This is a genomic window from Actinoplanes sp. NPDC000266, assembly GCF_042899005.1.
In the GTDB taxonomy this organism is placed as follows: Bacteria; Actinomycetota; Actinomycetes; order Mycobacteriales; family Micromonosporaceae; genus Actinoplanes.
This window is the reverse complement of sequence record NZ_JBIAZI010000012.1, coordinates 12670-26169: the sequence shown is the minus strand read 5'-3', so window position 1 is coordinate 26169 and position 13500 is coordinate 12670. Positions and strand designations below refer to the sequence as shown.

Sequence of the window (13500 nt, the reverse complement as noted above, 5' to 3'; positions counted from 1 at the left end):
GCCACGTGCGCGCGTTCGCCTGATCGATCAGCGGGCGCGGATGTGCGATTCGCCGTCGAGGGCGGCCGCGAGGTCGTCGTCGGCGGCGAGTGCGGGGTCGAGCAGGCCGAGCAGCTCGCGCGCGGTGGTGGCCGCCGCGAAGCGGGCCGCGCCGGCGTCGCCGACCGGGGCGCCGGCGCCGTGCAGGTGACGGCGCCAGGCGGCCAGGATGCTGATCGCGCCTAGCGGCATGCCGCCTCGCTCGCGGGTGTGCCTCAGCACGGGCAGGACGCGGATCGGGATCTTCTGGGAGCCGTCCATGGCGATCTGCGCCAGCAGGTGCCGGATGCGGGCGTTCTCCCAGCGCTCGACCAGCGCGGCCCGATAGTCGCGGATCTCGGCGCCGGGTAGCGGGAGCGCCGCGGCCGCCTCGTCCCACCAGGTCTCCAACAGGGCGCGGCACTCCGGGTCGTCCACCGCCTCGGCCACCGTCGTCAGTCCGCGCGCGCTTCCCACGTACGCCAGAAGCGAATGGCCCCCGTTCAGCAACCACAGCTTGCGCTGCTCATGCGGCAGCACGTCGTCGACGAAGCGGGCGCCCACGGCGTCCCAGGCGGGCCGGCCGGCCGGGAAGTCGCCCTGGATGACCCACTCGTGGTACGGCTCGGTGACGACCTCGGGCGGCGTCGAGGCCGGCGTGATGCGGTCGACCATCGTGGACACAAAGGACACGTTCTCTTCGATCCAGCCGGCCAGGGCCGGATCGGCTCGGCGCGCCGCCTCGGTGACCACGCGGCGGGTCACGTCGCCGTTGCCCGGCAGGTTGTCACACGGGACGATCGCGATCGGGCCGCCCTTGCTGTCCCGCCGGGCTCCCAGACCCGCCACCAGACGGTTGGGCACGTCCTCGCCCGCGTACGCCTTCTCCGTGACCGTGAGCGTGACGATGGCCGTTTCCCGCTGTGCGAGCAGCCTCTCCCATGCCGCCCGGTCGGTGCCCGGATGTGTCTCGCGGATCGCGTCCGGCCAGGAGACCTCGTCGGTCTCCGGTCCCCGCGTGACGAGCTTGTAGCGGGGGTCCGGGGCCTGCGCGGAACGGCCGGTGAAGGCCGCGATGCCCCACCCGTCCTTCGCCTCGGCCGTGTACCAGGCCTGGTGCGCGCGGAAGAAGTTGCCGAGTCCGAGGTGGACGATCACAGCTTGAAGACCTTCCGGGGCTGGTCGGAGACGAGGGCGGTGAGCGTCTCGACGGCCTCGTCCTCGTCGAGGCGGTGCGTGCACACCAGGTCGGCCAGATAGGCGGCGTCGAGGCGGCGGGACATGTCGTGCCGGGCCGGGATCGAGCAGAGCGCGCGGGTGTCGTCGATGAAGCCGGACAGGCGGCTGAACCCGGCGATCTCGGTGACCGACTCCTGGAAGCGCCGGATGGCCGACGGGTTGTCGAGGAACCACCAGGGCACGCCCGCGAAGACCGCGGGGTAGAAGCCGGCCAGCGGGGCGATCTCGCGGCTGTAGACGGTGGCGTCGACGGTGAACAGCACCAGGTGGAAGCCCGGGTCGGTGCCGTGCCGGGCCAGCAGGGGCTGGAGAGCGCGGGTGAACTCGACGGTGGTGGGGATGTCATGGCCGGTGTCCGGGCCGTACCGCTGGAAGCTCTGGGGGTGATGGTTGCGGAAGATGCCGGGATGCAGGGTCATCACGAGGCCGTCCTCGGACGACATCCGGGCCATCTCCAGCATCATGTGGCGGCGGAACTTGGCGCCCTCCTCGGCCGAGATCTCCCCGGCGAGGGCCTTCTTGTAGAGCCGGTCCGGGTTGTCGAGGGGCTCGGCCCGGGCGTCGGCGTGGCTGTGGTCGGCCGAGACGGCGCCGTTCGCCTTGAAGTAGCGGCGGCGGTTCTCCAGCGCGGCCAGGTAGCCCTGATAGTGGGAGACGTCCGTGTCGGCGGCGGCGCCCAGCCGCTCGACCTTCGCGGCCCAGCCGGGGCGGGCCGGCTCGAGGTAGGCGTCGGGGCGGAACGTGGGGGCGATGCGGGTCTTCACGGTCCGGGCCAGCTCGCGGTGCGGGGCGAGGTCGTCGGCCGGGTCGTCGGTGGTGGCCAGGAACTCGATGCCGAAGCCGTTGAGCAGGTCCTGTGGCCGTTTGGCGGCGCCGGCGATCCGGTCGTAGAGGTCGTCCGCGTTGGCGGCCGAGGGGCGCTCGGTGATGCCGTAGATGTCGGCGAACTCGGTCTCCAGCCAGTAGCGCACGGGCGTTCCGCGCAGGAGCGCCCAGTTCGCGCAGAGCAGCCGCCACGCCTCCCGCGACTTCCCGGCCGTCAGCGGGCCCTGGCCGACGCCGAGCTGGTCGAGCGTGACGCCGCCGGCGTGCAGCAGCCGGGTGACGTAGTGGTCGGGGGTGATGAACAGGGCCGTGGGATCGGTGAACGGCTCGTCGGCCAGCAGCATGGCCGGATCGACGTGGCCGTGCGGCGAGATGATCGGCAGGCCCCGGACCGCCTCGTAAAGTCGCCGGGCCACGGGCCGTACCGCTGGATCCGCCGGAAACAACCGGTCCTCTCGCATCACCATGAGGTCGAGGTTTCCTTCGCGGGAGCGGGCTCCGCAAGCGGTTGCCATGTGTTGCCCGGTCCGCTTGCCAGGTCGCGGCGCGCGGGCGCAGGGTGGAGTCATGATCGAGCTCCTCGGCGGCCCCGAGACGACCCTGGACGAGGCGGCCGTGCGCGACTACGTCCTGCGTACCCTCGCGTCGGAAGATCTCGACGGCCGCAGCGTATGCGTGATCGTGCCGGACGGCACCAGGAGCTGCCCGCTGCCGATGCTGCTGTCCGCGGTGCACGAGGCCCTGCGCGGGCGCGCCTCACACGTCACGGTTCTGGTCGCGCTCGGCACCCACGCGCCGATGAGCGAAGAGCAGTTGACCTCCCACCTCGGCGGCCCGTACGAGGGCTTCGACGTCCGCAATCACGAGTGGTGGCAACCGTCGGCGCTGACCTCGATCGGGGTCATCCCGGCAGCCCGGGTGGCCGAGCTGTCCGAGGGGCGGATGAGCCAGGACGTCGACGTGGTGCTCAACCGGGCCGTCGTCGAGCACGACGTGTGCCTGGTGATCGGGCCGGTCTTCCCGCACGAGGTGGTCGGCTTCTCCGGCGGCAACAAATACTTCTTCCCGGGCGTGGCCGGTCAGGAGATCATCGACTTCTCGCACTGGCTGGGCGCGCTCATCACCAGCGCCTCCATCATCGGCACGCGCGGGGTGACGCCGGTGCGGGCCCTCATCAACCAGGCCGCGGCGCTGATTCCGAGCCGCCGGCTGGCGCTCTGCCTGGTGGTGCAGTCCGGAACGGGCGCCCTGCACGCGGCGGCGCTGGGCTCGCCCGAGGAGGCGTGGGCGGCGGCGGCGGAGGTGTCGGCCCAGACCCACGTACGCTATCTCGACGCCCCTGTCTCAAAGGTTTTGTCGATCATCCCCGCGAAGTACGACGACATGTGGACGGGCGCGAAAGGCTTCTACAAGGTGGAGCCGGTCGTGGCCGACGGCGGCCAGGTGATCCTGTACGCCCCGCACATCACCCGGATCGCGGCCATGCACCCCGAGATCGAGAAGATCGGCTACCACTGCCGTGACTACTTCCTGAAGCAGTGGGACAGGTTCAAGGGCTACCACTGGGGCGTGCTGGCCCACTCGACCCACCTGCGCGGGGCCGGCACGTACGACCCGGAGGCGGGCGAACGGCTGCGCGTGACGGTCACGCTGGCGACGGGGATTCCCGAGGACGTCGTACGGGCCGCGAATCTCGACTATCTCGACCCGGCCTCGGTGCGCCTCGACGATCCGGACGCGTTCGTCGTCCCCCAGGCCGGCGAGGTGCTGTTCCGGCTGCGCTGAGCCGTCGACTGCCGGACGACCAGCCGCGAGGGCAGAACCATCGGCTTCGTCGTCCGCGGCACCGCGCCGTTCGCGATGGCGAGCACGGTGTCAACGGCCGTTCGCCCCATCGCGCGCAGCGGCGCCGCCACGGTCGTCAGCGCGGGCGTCACCAGTTCGGCCGCCTCGATGTTGTCGAAGCTGACCACGCTCACGTCCCGGGGCACGCGCGCGCCCATGGCCGTGAGCCGCCGGATCAGGCCGATCGCCATCGCGTCGTTGTAGACGAGAACGGCCCCGCCCGGCTGCCGGGCGAAGTCGGCCACCGCCTCCATACCCCCGTGCACGCTCGGGGCGTACGGGCCCAGGCGCCGGCTGCCCGGGGCGAGCTCCCGCAGCGAACGCCAGCGCGTGCCGTCCGCCCACGACGCCTCCGGCCCGGCCAGATAGGTGATGTCGCGATGCCCCTTCTCGTCCAGGTGAGCGACGGCCTGGCGTACACCATCGGGGTTGTCGGAAATGACGCTGGGAACGTCGGCCACCGCCCGGTTCAGCACCACCACGGGCCGCTGCTTGGCGAGCGCGCGAATGGCCGAGTCCGACATGCGCGAGGTGGCCAGCACGAGCCCGTCGACGGCCGTGAGCGCCCGTTCCAGCGCCTCGCGCTCCCGCACGCCCGATTCGCGGGCATCGGTCAGCACCAGCGTGTAGCCGGCCTCGGTGGCCGCGTCCTGCGCCCCACGGATGATCTCTGTATAGAACGGGTTCCCGATGTCAGCAACCCCAAGACCGATCATTTGGGTACGCCCGGAGGGCAGCTCCCGCACGAGCGGATGAGACCGGTATCCGAGCTCGGCCGCGACCCGCCGGATCCGCTCCGCGGTCTCGAAGTTCACCCGCCCCGGCCGCGCGAACGCCCGCGACACGGTGGAGGCCGCGACGCCCGCCGCCCGGGCCACGTCGTAGATGGTCGGCCCCCGCTCAGCCACCACACACCTCCCGCAACATGTGGCAACCGCTTGCCGCCCCGCACACCCCGGGCATCAAATAAGGATCATGAACGATCATCCCACCGCTACCGGGACCGCGCCGTCATCGGCCGACGACATCGTTCGGCAGGTCACCGGGCTGCTGGCCGGCGTCCGGCGCCTCGGGGTGGCCTTCTCCGGCGGCGTCGACTCGTCGGTGCTGCTCGCGCTGGCCGTCCGCATCCTCGGCGCCGACCGCGTGGTGGCGATCCTCGGCGTCTCACCGAGCCTGGCCGCGGACGAGCGAGCGGGAGCGCACACGGTCGCCGGGCACATCGGGGTCCCGGTGGTGGAGGTCCGCACCCACGAGGGCGAGGTGGCCGCCTACCAGGCCAACGGCCCCGACCGCTGCTTCCACTGCAAGCACGAGCTGTTCACCCGCATCGACGACGAGGTGGTGGCCGCGCACGGGCTGGACGCCGTCGCCTACGGCGAGAACGCCGACGATGCCCGCCGCCCCGACCGCCCCGGCAGCCGAGCCGCGACCGACCATCGCGTCCTGCGCCCCCTGGCCGACGCGGGCTTGGACAAGGCCGCCGTACGTCACCTGGCCCGGGAGTTCGGCCTGCCCAGCGCGGACAAGCCGGCCGCGCCGTGCCTGGCCTCGCGCATCCCGCACTTCACCCCGGTGACCAGGGAGAAGCTGGCCCAGATCGAGGCCGCCGAGTCGGCCCTGCGCCGGCTGGGCCTGGGCGATCTCCGCGTACGCCACCACGGCGAGGTGGCCCGCGTCGAACTACCGGCCGACGACCTGGTCCGAGCGGTCACGACGTTGCGCGAGGAGATCCACGCCGCGATCGTGGCCGCCGGGTTCCGTTTCGCCGCGCTCGACTTGGCCACGGGCATCCAGTCCGGCGCTTTCACCCTTCCACTGGTTACGTCCCTCCATGCATGACCGCGCAGAGCCTGTGGACGACACGACGGCTGTGGACAGCGCGAGGGAGGGCGTGAGGGCCGTGGACGACGGAGATCCCGCCGGAATTGCGAGACTTGCGGACTTCGCCCGGCTGGACGCGGAGCGGCATGCGCGGCGGGGATATCCCGAGGCGGTGTACTGCGAAGGAAAGACCCCAGCCCAGGTCGCGGCCATCGCCGCGGCGAGTGGGGGAGCGGGCGTCACGTTGTTCACGCGCGCGAGCGAGGAACACGCCGCGGCGGTGCTGAGAGCGCTGCCGGACGCCTTCCACGACCCGGACGCGGGGCTGCTGGCCCACCCGCCGGAGCCACCCGCGCCGGGCGGCGGGCTGGTCGTCGTGGTGGCCGCCGGAACCTCCGACCTGCGGGTCGCCAAGGAGGCGATGCACACCGCGCGTTATCTGGGCCGGGAGACCGAACTGGTCGTCGACGTCGGGGTGGCCGGCCTGCACCGGGTACTCGCCCAGCTGCCGCTGCTGCGCCGGGCCCGGGCCGTCGTGGTCGCCGCGGGCATGGACGGCGCGCTGCCCAGCGTGGTCGCCGGCCTGATCTCGGCGCCCGTGGTGGCCCTGCCGACCTCGGTCGGCTACGGCGCGGCCTTCGGCGGCCTGGCCCCACTGCTGGCCATGCTCAACGCCTGCGCGCCCGGCGTCGCGGTCGTCAACATCGACAACGGCTACGGCGCCGGCCACCTCGCGGCCCAGATAGCGGCCCCCGCGTGAGCCCCGGCGGCAACACCGAGCGGCAGGGCCACGGCGAGGGCCAGGATCACGGAGTGGGCGCGGGGCAGGGGCGCGACGGCGGCGTGCGGCACGCGTGGATCGACGCGTCGGCTGGGGTGGCGGGGGACATGCTGCTCGCGGCCCTGCACGATGCCGGGGCCGGCCTTGATGCCATTCGTGCCGCCGTCGAAGCGGTGGTCCCGGGTTCGGTGGAGATCGGCGTTCGTGGCGTCTCGCGCGCCGGGCTGCGAGCTCTCAAGGCCGACGTGCGCCCGCTGACCGATGACCCGCCGCATCGCACGTGGCGAGGGATCCGCGAGATGCTTTCAGCCGCGGATCTGCGGCCGGGTGTCCGTGAGCGAGCGGTCGCCGTCTTCGAGCGCCTGGCCGGGGCCGAAGCGGCCGTGCACGGCGTCCCGGCCGAAGACGTGCACTTCCACGAGGTCGGCGCTCTCGACTCCATCGCCGACGTGGTCGGGGTGTGCGCCGCCCTGGACGACCTCGGCATCGGCACCGTCTCGGCGGGGGAGGTCGCGGTCGGCTCAGGTCGGGTGCGTACCGCCCATGGCGAGCTGCCGGTTCCCGCCCCGGCCGTCGCCGAGCTGTCCCGGGGCTGGCGAATCCGCGCGGGCGGCCCCGGCGAACTGGCCACCCCGACCGGCATGGCCGTCATCCGCGCCCTCGCCGACCGCTGCGAAGACCTCCCGCCGATGAACCTCGAGGTGACCGGCGTAGGCGCGGGCGGCCGCGACACCCCAGGACGCCCGAACGTCGTCCGAGTCTTCGTCGGCCATCCCCAGCCCGCCGGCTCCGAGGCGGGCGCGGGACAGGTGAGCGCTGCGGAGGCGGACGGCGCTCAGGCGGGCGCGGGACAGGTGGGCGGTGCGCAAGCGGGCGGCGATGTGCGCGGTTCTGAGCGAACGGACGCATTGCTGCTGGAAGCGAACATCGACGACCTGGACCCGCGGCTCTGGCCCGGCGTCATCCGAGGGCTGATGGCCGCCGGGGCCTCGGACGCCTGGCTCGTACCGATCCTCATGAAGAAGGGGCGGCCCGCACACACCCTGAGCGTGCTCTGCGCGCCCTCCCAGGCCGCCGCGCTTCGGGCGGTGATCTTCCGGGACACGAGCACGCTTGGCGTCCGGGAATCGGCCCGGGTCAAGACCGCCCTGCCCCGCGTCTTCGTCCCGGTCGAGGTCGGCGGTGTCGCCGTGGCGGTCAAAGTCGGCCACCTGGACGGTGTGATCGTGCAGGTCATGCCGGAGTTCGCCGACGTGGCCGCCCTCGCCGCCCGGCAGGGGCGCCCCGAACGGGCCGTCCTTCACGACGCGCTCGCCGCCGCGGCCGCCCTCGACCTGGTCGTAGGGGCGCCGCTGCCGAAGGCGTGAGCACTTCGACCAAGTACGGTGGGATTTGTGATTGACATCAGCCGGATCTACTACGAGGCCGCCGCGGCCGAGCTTCCGCGCGGCAAGGAGATCCTCGCCCGGTTCCCCGGGGCCACGCTGGTGGAGGTCGAGAGTCACAACCGCATCCCCGAGTTGTACGGGGACGAGTCGAACGTGAATCGGTGGGTACGTATCAAGCAAGAGGCACTCGTCCTCGGGGTGAAGAAGTCGCTGAGCGCCCGTCCCAACGGGCGCTCAGCCGACTTCATCGCTCCCTCGACGGCCAACGGCTGCGCCATGGCCTGTGCCTATTGCTACGTGCCACGGCACAAGGGCTACTCCAACCCGATCACGGTCTTCGCCAACATCGACAAGATCATGGGGTACGTGCAGCGGCACGCGGGCCGACAGGGTGTGAAGCCGGCCGGCAACGAGTGTGACCCGCTCGCCTGGGTCTACGACATCGGCGAGAACTCCGACTGCAGCGTCGACGCTCTTCTCAGCGACAACGTGCGCGACCTGGTCGAGCTCTTCCGGTGGATTCCGACCGCCAAGGCGTCGTTCGCCACCAAATACGTGAACCGGGACCTGCTCGGCTGGGATCCGCAGGGGCGCACCCGGGTCCGCTTCTCGCTGATGCCTCAGGCCGACGCGAAGTTACTGGACATTCGCACCTCGCCCATCGCCGACCGGATCGCCGCCATCGACGACTTCGTGGCCGCCGGGTACGAAGTTCACGTGAACTTCAGCCCGGTCGTCGTGCGCGACGGCTGGCTCGAGGCCTGGTCGGAGCTCTTCGACCAGCTCGACGCGGGCATCGGGGCGGCCGCCAAGCAGCAGCTGGCTTGCGAGGTCATCTTCCTGACCCACAACCGCGACCTGCACGAGGTGAACCTGGGCTGGCACCCGAAGGCCGAGGACGTCCTCTGGCGCCCCGAGCTGCAGCAGCCGAAGCGGTCGCAGAACGGCAGCTGGAACGTGCGCTACCGCACGGGCAGCAAGGGCCGCTATGTCCAGGCCCTGACGGACCTGATCGCCGAGCGGATCCCCTACTGCCGCGTGCGGTACGCCTTCTAACCCTCGCGCCACTCGTCGGTCCTCAGGTGGGAGCCGGCCTGCGGGCCCATCAGCAGCATGCCGCCGTCGACGACCCAGGACGAGCCGGTCACGTAGGCGCCCTGGGGGCCGGCGAGCATCGCCACGACGGCCGCCACCTCGTTCCCGTCGCCGGGCCGGCCGGCCGGGATGCCGGGGCGCTCGACCGTGAACGGGTCGACGTCCTCGTTGCCGGTCATCGGCGTGGCAATCTCGCCCGGGGCGACCGCGTTGACGGTGATGCCGTGGCTGGCCAGCTCCTGCGCCATCACCTTCGTCAACAGCCCCAGACCGCCCTTGGCCGCGCAGTACGCCCCCGCGCCCACCCGAGGGGCGTGCTCGTGCACGCTCGTGATGTTGATGATCCGGCCGCCCCGCCCGGCGGCCGACATCCGCCGGGCGGCCCGCTGCGCGCAGAGGAACGGCCCGTCCAGGTCGACGGCCAGGACCTCGCGCCACTGCTCGTATCCGGTGTCGATGACCGGCGTCGAAATTCCGGTGCCGGCGCAGTTGACGAGCACCCCGAGCCCGCCCAGCGCCCCCGCGAGGTCGTCCACCACGTCCGCCGCCGATGGCAGGTTTGTCAGGTCGAGGTGGCGCGTCTCGGCCCGGCGGCCGGCCGCGCGCACCTTCTCCGCCGTGGCCTTGGCGCCGCCGTCGTCGGACCGATAGGTGACGCCCACGTCGAACCCGGCCTCCGCGAGCGCCACCGCGATGGCCTCGCCGATTCCGGAGTCGGAACCCGTCACCACCGCAACCTTGTCGTATGCGTCATATCGCACAGTCATGCCCCGGTGAATACCCCGCCGTCGCGAGCTTATGCGATTCCCAGGTTCCGCACATTGGCCGGACAACTTCGGGAAATAGCTTTTTCTCTGCAAGCGCCGCCAGGCGGAATTCGAACGAAAGGAATCGGCCATGCCGCTCCAGAACATCCTCCCGAAGAAGCGCGAAGAGCTCCCCCGCCCGCCGGCCGAGCTGAAGAAGAAGAACAAGAAGGCGAAGAAGTTCGACCCGCGCCGCGACGGCAAGTGACGAGCCGCACGCACGGGTGAACGGAGTGGGGCCGGTCCCGTCGGGCCGGCCCCCACTCCTGTGGCCGGGGGAGACGTTGAAAACGATAAAGCGGTTCTGGCCGCTGGTCGCGGCCGACCGGAAGATGGTTCTCGGTGGCGGGGCGCTCGCCATCGGCGCGGCCGGGGCCGAGGTTGTCGCCGTTTATCTGTTCGGTGTCATCACCGACGAGGTGCTGGCCGCCGGAAATCTCCGCGCATTCTGGGCACCGGCGACATCGTGGCTCGTCATTGCCGTCGCGGGCGCTGCCGCCTCCTATTTCGCGGGCATTCTGGTGACGCTGGCCGGTGAACGATTCCTGTTGCGATTACGCGACCGCGTGTTCGCGCACGTGCAGCGCATTCCGCTCGATTTCCTCGACCAGAGCCGCCTCGGCGACCTGATGACCAGGCTCACCGACGACCTCGAATCGGTCGAGGGCCTCGTCGTGTCCGGCCTCGTCCGCACGGCCACGGCGGGGGTCAGCGTCATCGCGTTCGCGACCGCCGCTCTTCTCGTACGATGGGAACTCGCTCTTGCCTCTTTCGCTCTCGCGCCCCTGTTCTGGCTGGTGTCGCGGGCGATCGGCGGCCGTTTCCAGGCGGCCGCGGCCGAGGAGCGGGCCGGCAACGGCGGCATCGCCACCGTGGTCGAGGAGAGCCTGTCCAACCAGGCGGTGGTGCGGGCGTACAACCGGCAGGAGGCCGAGCAGGACCGCCTGCACCGGCAGGGCCTGGTCTGGCTGCGGGCCCGCATGGCCGAGACCCGCCTGGGCTCGCTCTACGGGCCTCTGGTGGGCGTCGTGGAGACCGTCTGCGTGCTGACCGTCCTGGGCCTGGGCGCGTGGGAGCTGTCGGCGGGCCGGGTCAGCCTCGGCGGCCTGCTGTCGTTCGCCGGTTACCTCGGCTATCTCTACCCGCCGATCCAGACGCTGGGCCAGTTCCCGCTCAGCGCCGCCGAGGCGGCGGCCGCGGTGGAGCGCCTGGACGACCTGCTGCGCGTACGCCCCGCCGTGGCCGACGCCGAACCTGGCGCCGCCTGGCGGGCCTCGGGCCGGGTCGACGTCGCCGGCGTCGCCTTCAGCTATCCCCGGGCCGGCACGCCCGCCCTGCGCGGCCTGTCGTTCACCGCCGACCCCGGCGACCTGGTGCTGCTCGCCGGCCCGAGCGGCGCCGGCAAGTCGACGGTGACCAAGCTGCTGCTGCGCTTCTACGACCCGAGCGCCGGGCGGATCCTGCTCGACGGCGTCGACATCCGGCGCATGCCGGTGCGCACGCTGCGGGCCAACGTCACCCTGCTGCACCAGGAGAGCCAGCTGTTCGGTGGCAGCCTCTACGACAACATCGCCTACGGCCGCCCGTCGGCGGCCGCATGGGAGGTCGAGGCGGCGGCCCGCGCCGCCGACGCCCACGACTTCATCGCCGCGATGCCGGAGGGCTACCGCACCGACGTCGGACACCGGGGCCGTCTGCTCTCCGGGGGCCAGCGCCAGCGCGTGGCGATCGCCCGGGCCCTGCTGCGCGACACCCCGGTCCTGGTGCTGGACGAGCCCACCACCGGCCTGGACCGCGACTCGGCGGCCCGGATCATGGTGCCGTTGCGCCGCCTGATGGCCGGCCGCACCACCATCCTCATCACCCACGACACCCATCTCGACGTGTCGCCGAGCCGGGTGGTCCACATTGGCGATCCATCTTTGTCGCTATGACGGTCTGGTTCTGTTCACCTACTTTCTGATACACAGAAGATCACCGATCTTGGAGGTCTTCTGTGCACAGCACCACCTGGCGGCGTCGCGGCGGCGCCGCCTTCGCCGCGACCACGGCTCTGCTGGCCGTATCGGCCGCACCGGCCTACGCGGACGTGTCCGGAGAGTTCGAAAACGGCGTCATCTCGCCCACGTCGAACGCGAAGGCGGCATCGGAGACGGCGGCCGGCGGAGGGGCCGCCGTGGAGATGTGGGACCCCAGCAGCGTCGCGCTGACCGTCACCAACGGGGCCGACGCCACCTCGGCCTACAAGGTCCGCGCCCGGCAGGAGATCTGCGGGCCGGCGGCGGCCCAGATGGTGGTCAAGGTGGACGGCGTCACCGCCGGCACCTTCACCGTCTCGGCCACCACCTACACCGACTACACGGTGACCGGGAACTGGGCCGCCGGAGCGCACACGATCGCCGTGGGCTTCCCCAACGCTTACCACAACAGCAATTGCATCGCCCGCGAGCTGTGGGTGGACCGGGTCACCGCCGTGTCGGCGGCCACCGGCCCGGTCTATTACGTCGACCCGACCGCTCCCGCCGGCGGCAACGGCACCTCGGCCGCCACCGCGTGGGACTCGATCAGCGACGTCAACGCGGCCAGTCTCCCGTCCGGCGCCACCGTCCTGTTCCGGACGGGCCAGACGTTCACCGGCGCGGCCCTGGTCGCCGACAACGCCGGGGTCACCTACGGGTCGTACGGCGGTGGCGCCCGCCCGATCCTCGACGGCGGCGGCAGCAGCTATCCGATCACCATCAGCGCCCCGTTCGTCACGGTCAAGGACGTGCACGTCCGCAACGCCGGCCAGGCCGACAAGATCGGCCTTGTGGTGGACGCCCCGGACGCGAAGGTGCAGGCGGTGACGGCCACCGGCAACGCGATCGGCGTCCAGGCCATGGACGGCGCGCACCGGCTGCGGGTCACCGGCAGCACGGTCACCGACAACACCACGGTCATCGCCCCCGGCGGCACCCACGACGACTACGGCGCGAGCGGCATCGTGGTCCTCGACGCCGACGACGTCGAGATCGACCACAACACGATCAGCCGTAACGTCGGCCCGTCACCCGACTTCGTGTTCGACGGCTCGGCCGTGGAGATCTTCGGCGGGATCGGCACCTCGGTCCACCACAACGTCGCCGTGGACAACCAGACCTTCTCCGAGCTCGGCGACAACCGGACGGCGAACACGCGGTTCCACGACAACCTGGTCACCACGTCGGCCTCGTTCAGCGCCGGCCAGGTCCTCGGCATCAACGTCCAGGGCAGCGAGGGCGACTTCGGCGTCGTCAAGAACACGGTCATCACGAACAACACGTTCGTGCTGCGCAACCCCGACGCCGGCGTGCTGGTCGTCGGTCTCGGGGCGGACGCGACGTTCCACAACAACATCGTCGAGGCCGACCAGTCCGGCTACACCTACCAGCCCATCGACGAGGGCCACAACGTCTACCACGGCGAGTACTACAACGGCGTCACGTCGACCGCCAACACCAGCGCCAACGGCGGCATCGCACCCTCCTCGGTCACGGCCGACCCGCTGTTCGTGTCCGCCACCGACTTCCACCTCCAGACCGGTTCACCGGCCAAGAACAGGGGCGTCAGCGCGTACGGCGTGACGACCGACCTCGACGGCCTTCCCCGCCTCTACGGCAGCGGGGTCGACGCCGGGGCGTACGAGCGCCAGTCCAACTAA

11 protein-coding genes are annotated in these 13500 nt (G+C 71.5%); 7 read left to right on the top strand and 4 right to left on the bottom strand.

The features are described 5' to 3' along the window. Nucleotides 1-27: 27 nt before the first annotated feature. Nucleotides 28-1176 carry a mannitol dehydrogenase family protein gene (locus ACFY36_RS39450; RefSeq protein ID WP_499751009.1) on the bottom strand — a complete coding sequence of 383 codons (1149 nt, stop codon included), beginning with the start codon at nucleotides 1174-1176 and terminating at the stop codon, nucleotides 28-30. Beyond that, nucleotides 1173-2498 (bottom strand): glucuronate isomerase, encoded by a 1326-nt coding sequence (gene uxaC / locus ACFY36_RS39445; protein ID WP_499751008.1) that lies wholly within the window; start codon nucleotides 2496-2498, stop codon nucleotides 1173-1175. Before uxaC ends, ACFY36_RS39450 begins: the two co-directional genes overlap by 4 nt. Before the next feature lie 151 nt (nucleotides 2499-2649). Here uxaC and ACFY36_RS39440 point away from each other — a divergent pair, with 151 nt between their 5' ends. Beyond that, on the top strand, nucleotides 2650-3867 hold the full coding sequence (locus tag ACFY36_RS39440) for a lactate racemase domain-containing protein (RefSeq protein ID WP_499751007.1): 1218 nt from the start codon (nucleotides 2650-2652) through the stop codon (nucleotides 3865-3867). On the opposite strand, the gene ACFY36_RS39435 is transcribed toward ACFY36_RS39440, so the two are convergent. Beyond that, nucleotides 3780-4835: a LacI family DNA-binding transcriptional regulator gene (locus tag ACFY36_RS39435; protein WP_499751006.1), complete on the bottom strand. Its 1056-nt coding sequence runs from the start codon at nucleotides 4833-4835 to the stop codon at nucleotides 3780-3782. The two genes, ACFY36_RS39440 and ACFY36_RS39435, sit on opposite strands and share 88 nt — an antisense overlap. A gap of 67 nt (nucleotides 4836-4902) precedes the next feature. Between ACFY36_RS39435 and larE the strand changes: the two genes are divergently transcribed. From larE to ACFY36_RS39415, 4 genes are all read left to right on the top strand, one after another. Further along, nucleotides 4903-5769, top strand: coding sequence for an ATP-dependent sacrificial sulfur transferase LarE (gene larE / locus ACFY36_RS39430; protein WP_499751005.1), 867 nt, complete (start codon nucleotides 4903-4905; stop codon nucleotides 5767-5769). Nucleotides 5770-5830: 61 nt separating this feature from the next. Next, nucleotides 5831-6511, top strand: coding sequence for a nickel pincer cofactor biosynthesis protein LarB (larB, locus tag ACFY36_RS39425; RefSeq protein WP_499751004.1), 681 nt, complete (start codon nucleotides 5831-5833; stop codon nucleotides 6509-6511). Then, nucleotides 6508-7899 carry a nickel pincer cofactor biosynthesis protein LarC gene (gene larC / locus ACFY36_RS39420; RefSeq protein ID WP_499751003.1) on the top strand — a complete coding sequence of 464 codons (1392 nt, stop codon included), beginning with the start codon at nucleotides 6508-6510 and terminating at the stop codon, nucleotides 7897-7899. Before larB ends, larC begins: the two co-directional genes overlap by 4 nt. 27 nt (nucleotides 7900-7926) lie before the next feature. Next, nucleotides 7927-8976, top strand: a complete 1050-nt coding sequence (locus ACFY36_RS39415; protein WP_499751002.1) for a spore photoproduct lyase family protein — start codon at nucleotides 7927-7929, stop codon at nucleotides 8974-8976. Here the strand turns inward: ACFY36_RS39415 and ACFY36_RS39410 are convergent. Further along, entirely contained in the window at nucleotides 8973-9782 is an 810-nt protein-coding gene (locus tag ACFY36_RS39410; RefSeq protein WP_499751001.1) for an SDR family oxidoreductase, read from the bottom strand. The genes ACFY36_RS39415 and ACFY36_RS39410 overlap by 4 nt on opposite strands. A 323-nt stretch (nucleotides 9783-10105) precedes the next feature. Here ACFY36_RS39410 and ACFY36_RS39405 point away from each other — a divergent pair, with 323 nt between their 5' ends. Both ACFY36_RS39405 and ACFY36_RS39400 read left to right on the top strand, forming a co-directional pair. After that, nucleotides 10106-11755 carry an ABC transporter ATP-binding protein gene (locus ACFY36_RS39405; RefSeq protein WP_499751000.1) on the top strand — a complete coding sequence of 550 codons (1650 nt, stop codon included), beginning with the start codon at nucleotides 10106-10108 and terminating at the stop codon, nucleotides 11753-11755. Between the two features lie 62 nt (nucleotides 11756-11817). Then, nucleotides 11818-13500, top strand: coding sequence for a carbohydrate-binding domain-containing protein (locus ACFY36_RS39400; protein ID WP_499750999.1), 1683 nt, complete (start codon nucleotides 11818-11820; stop codon nucleotides 13498-13500).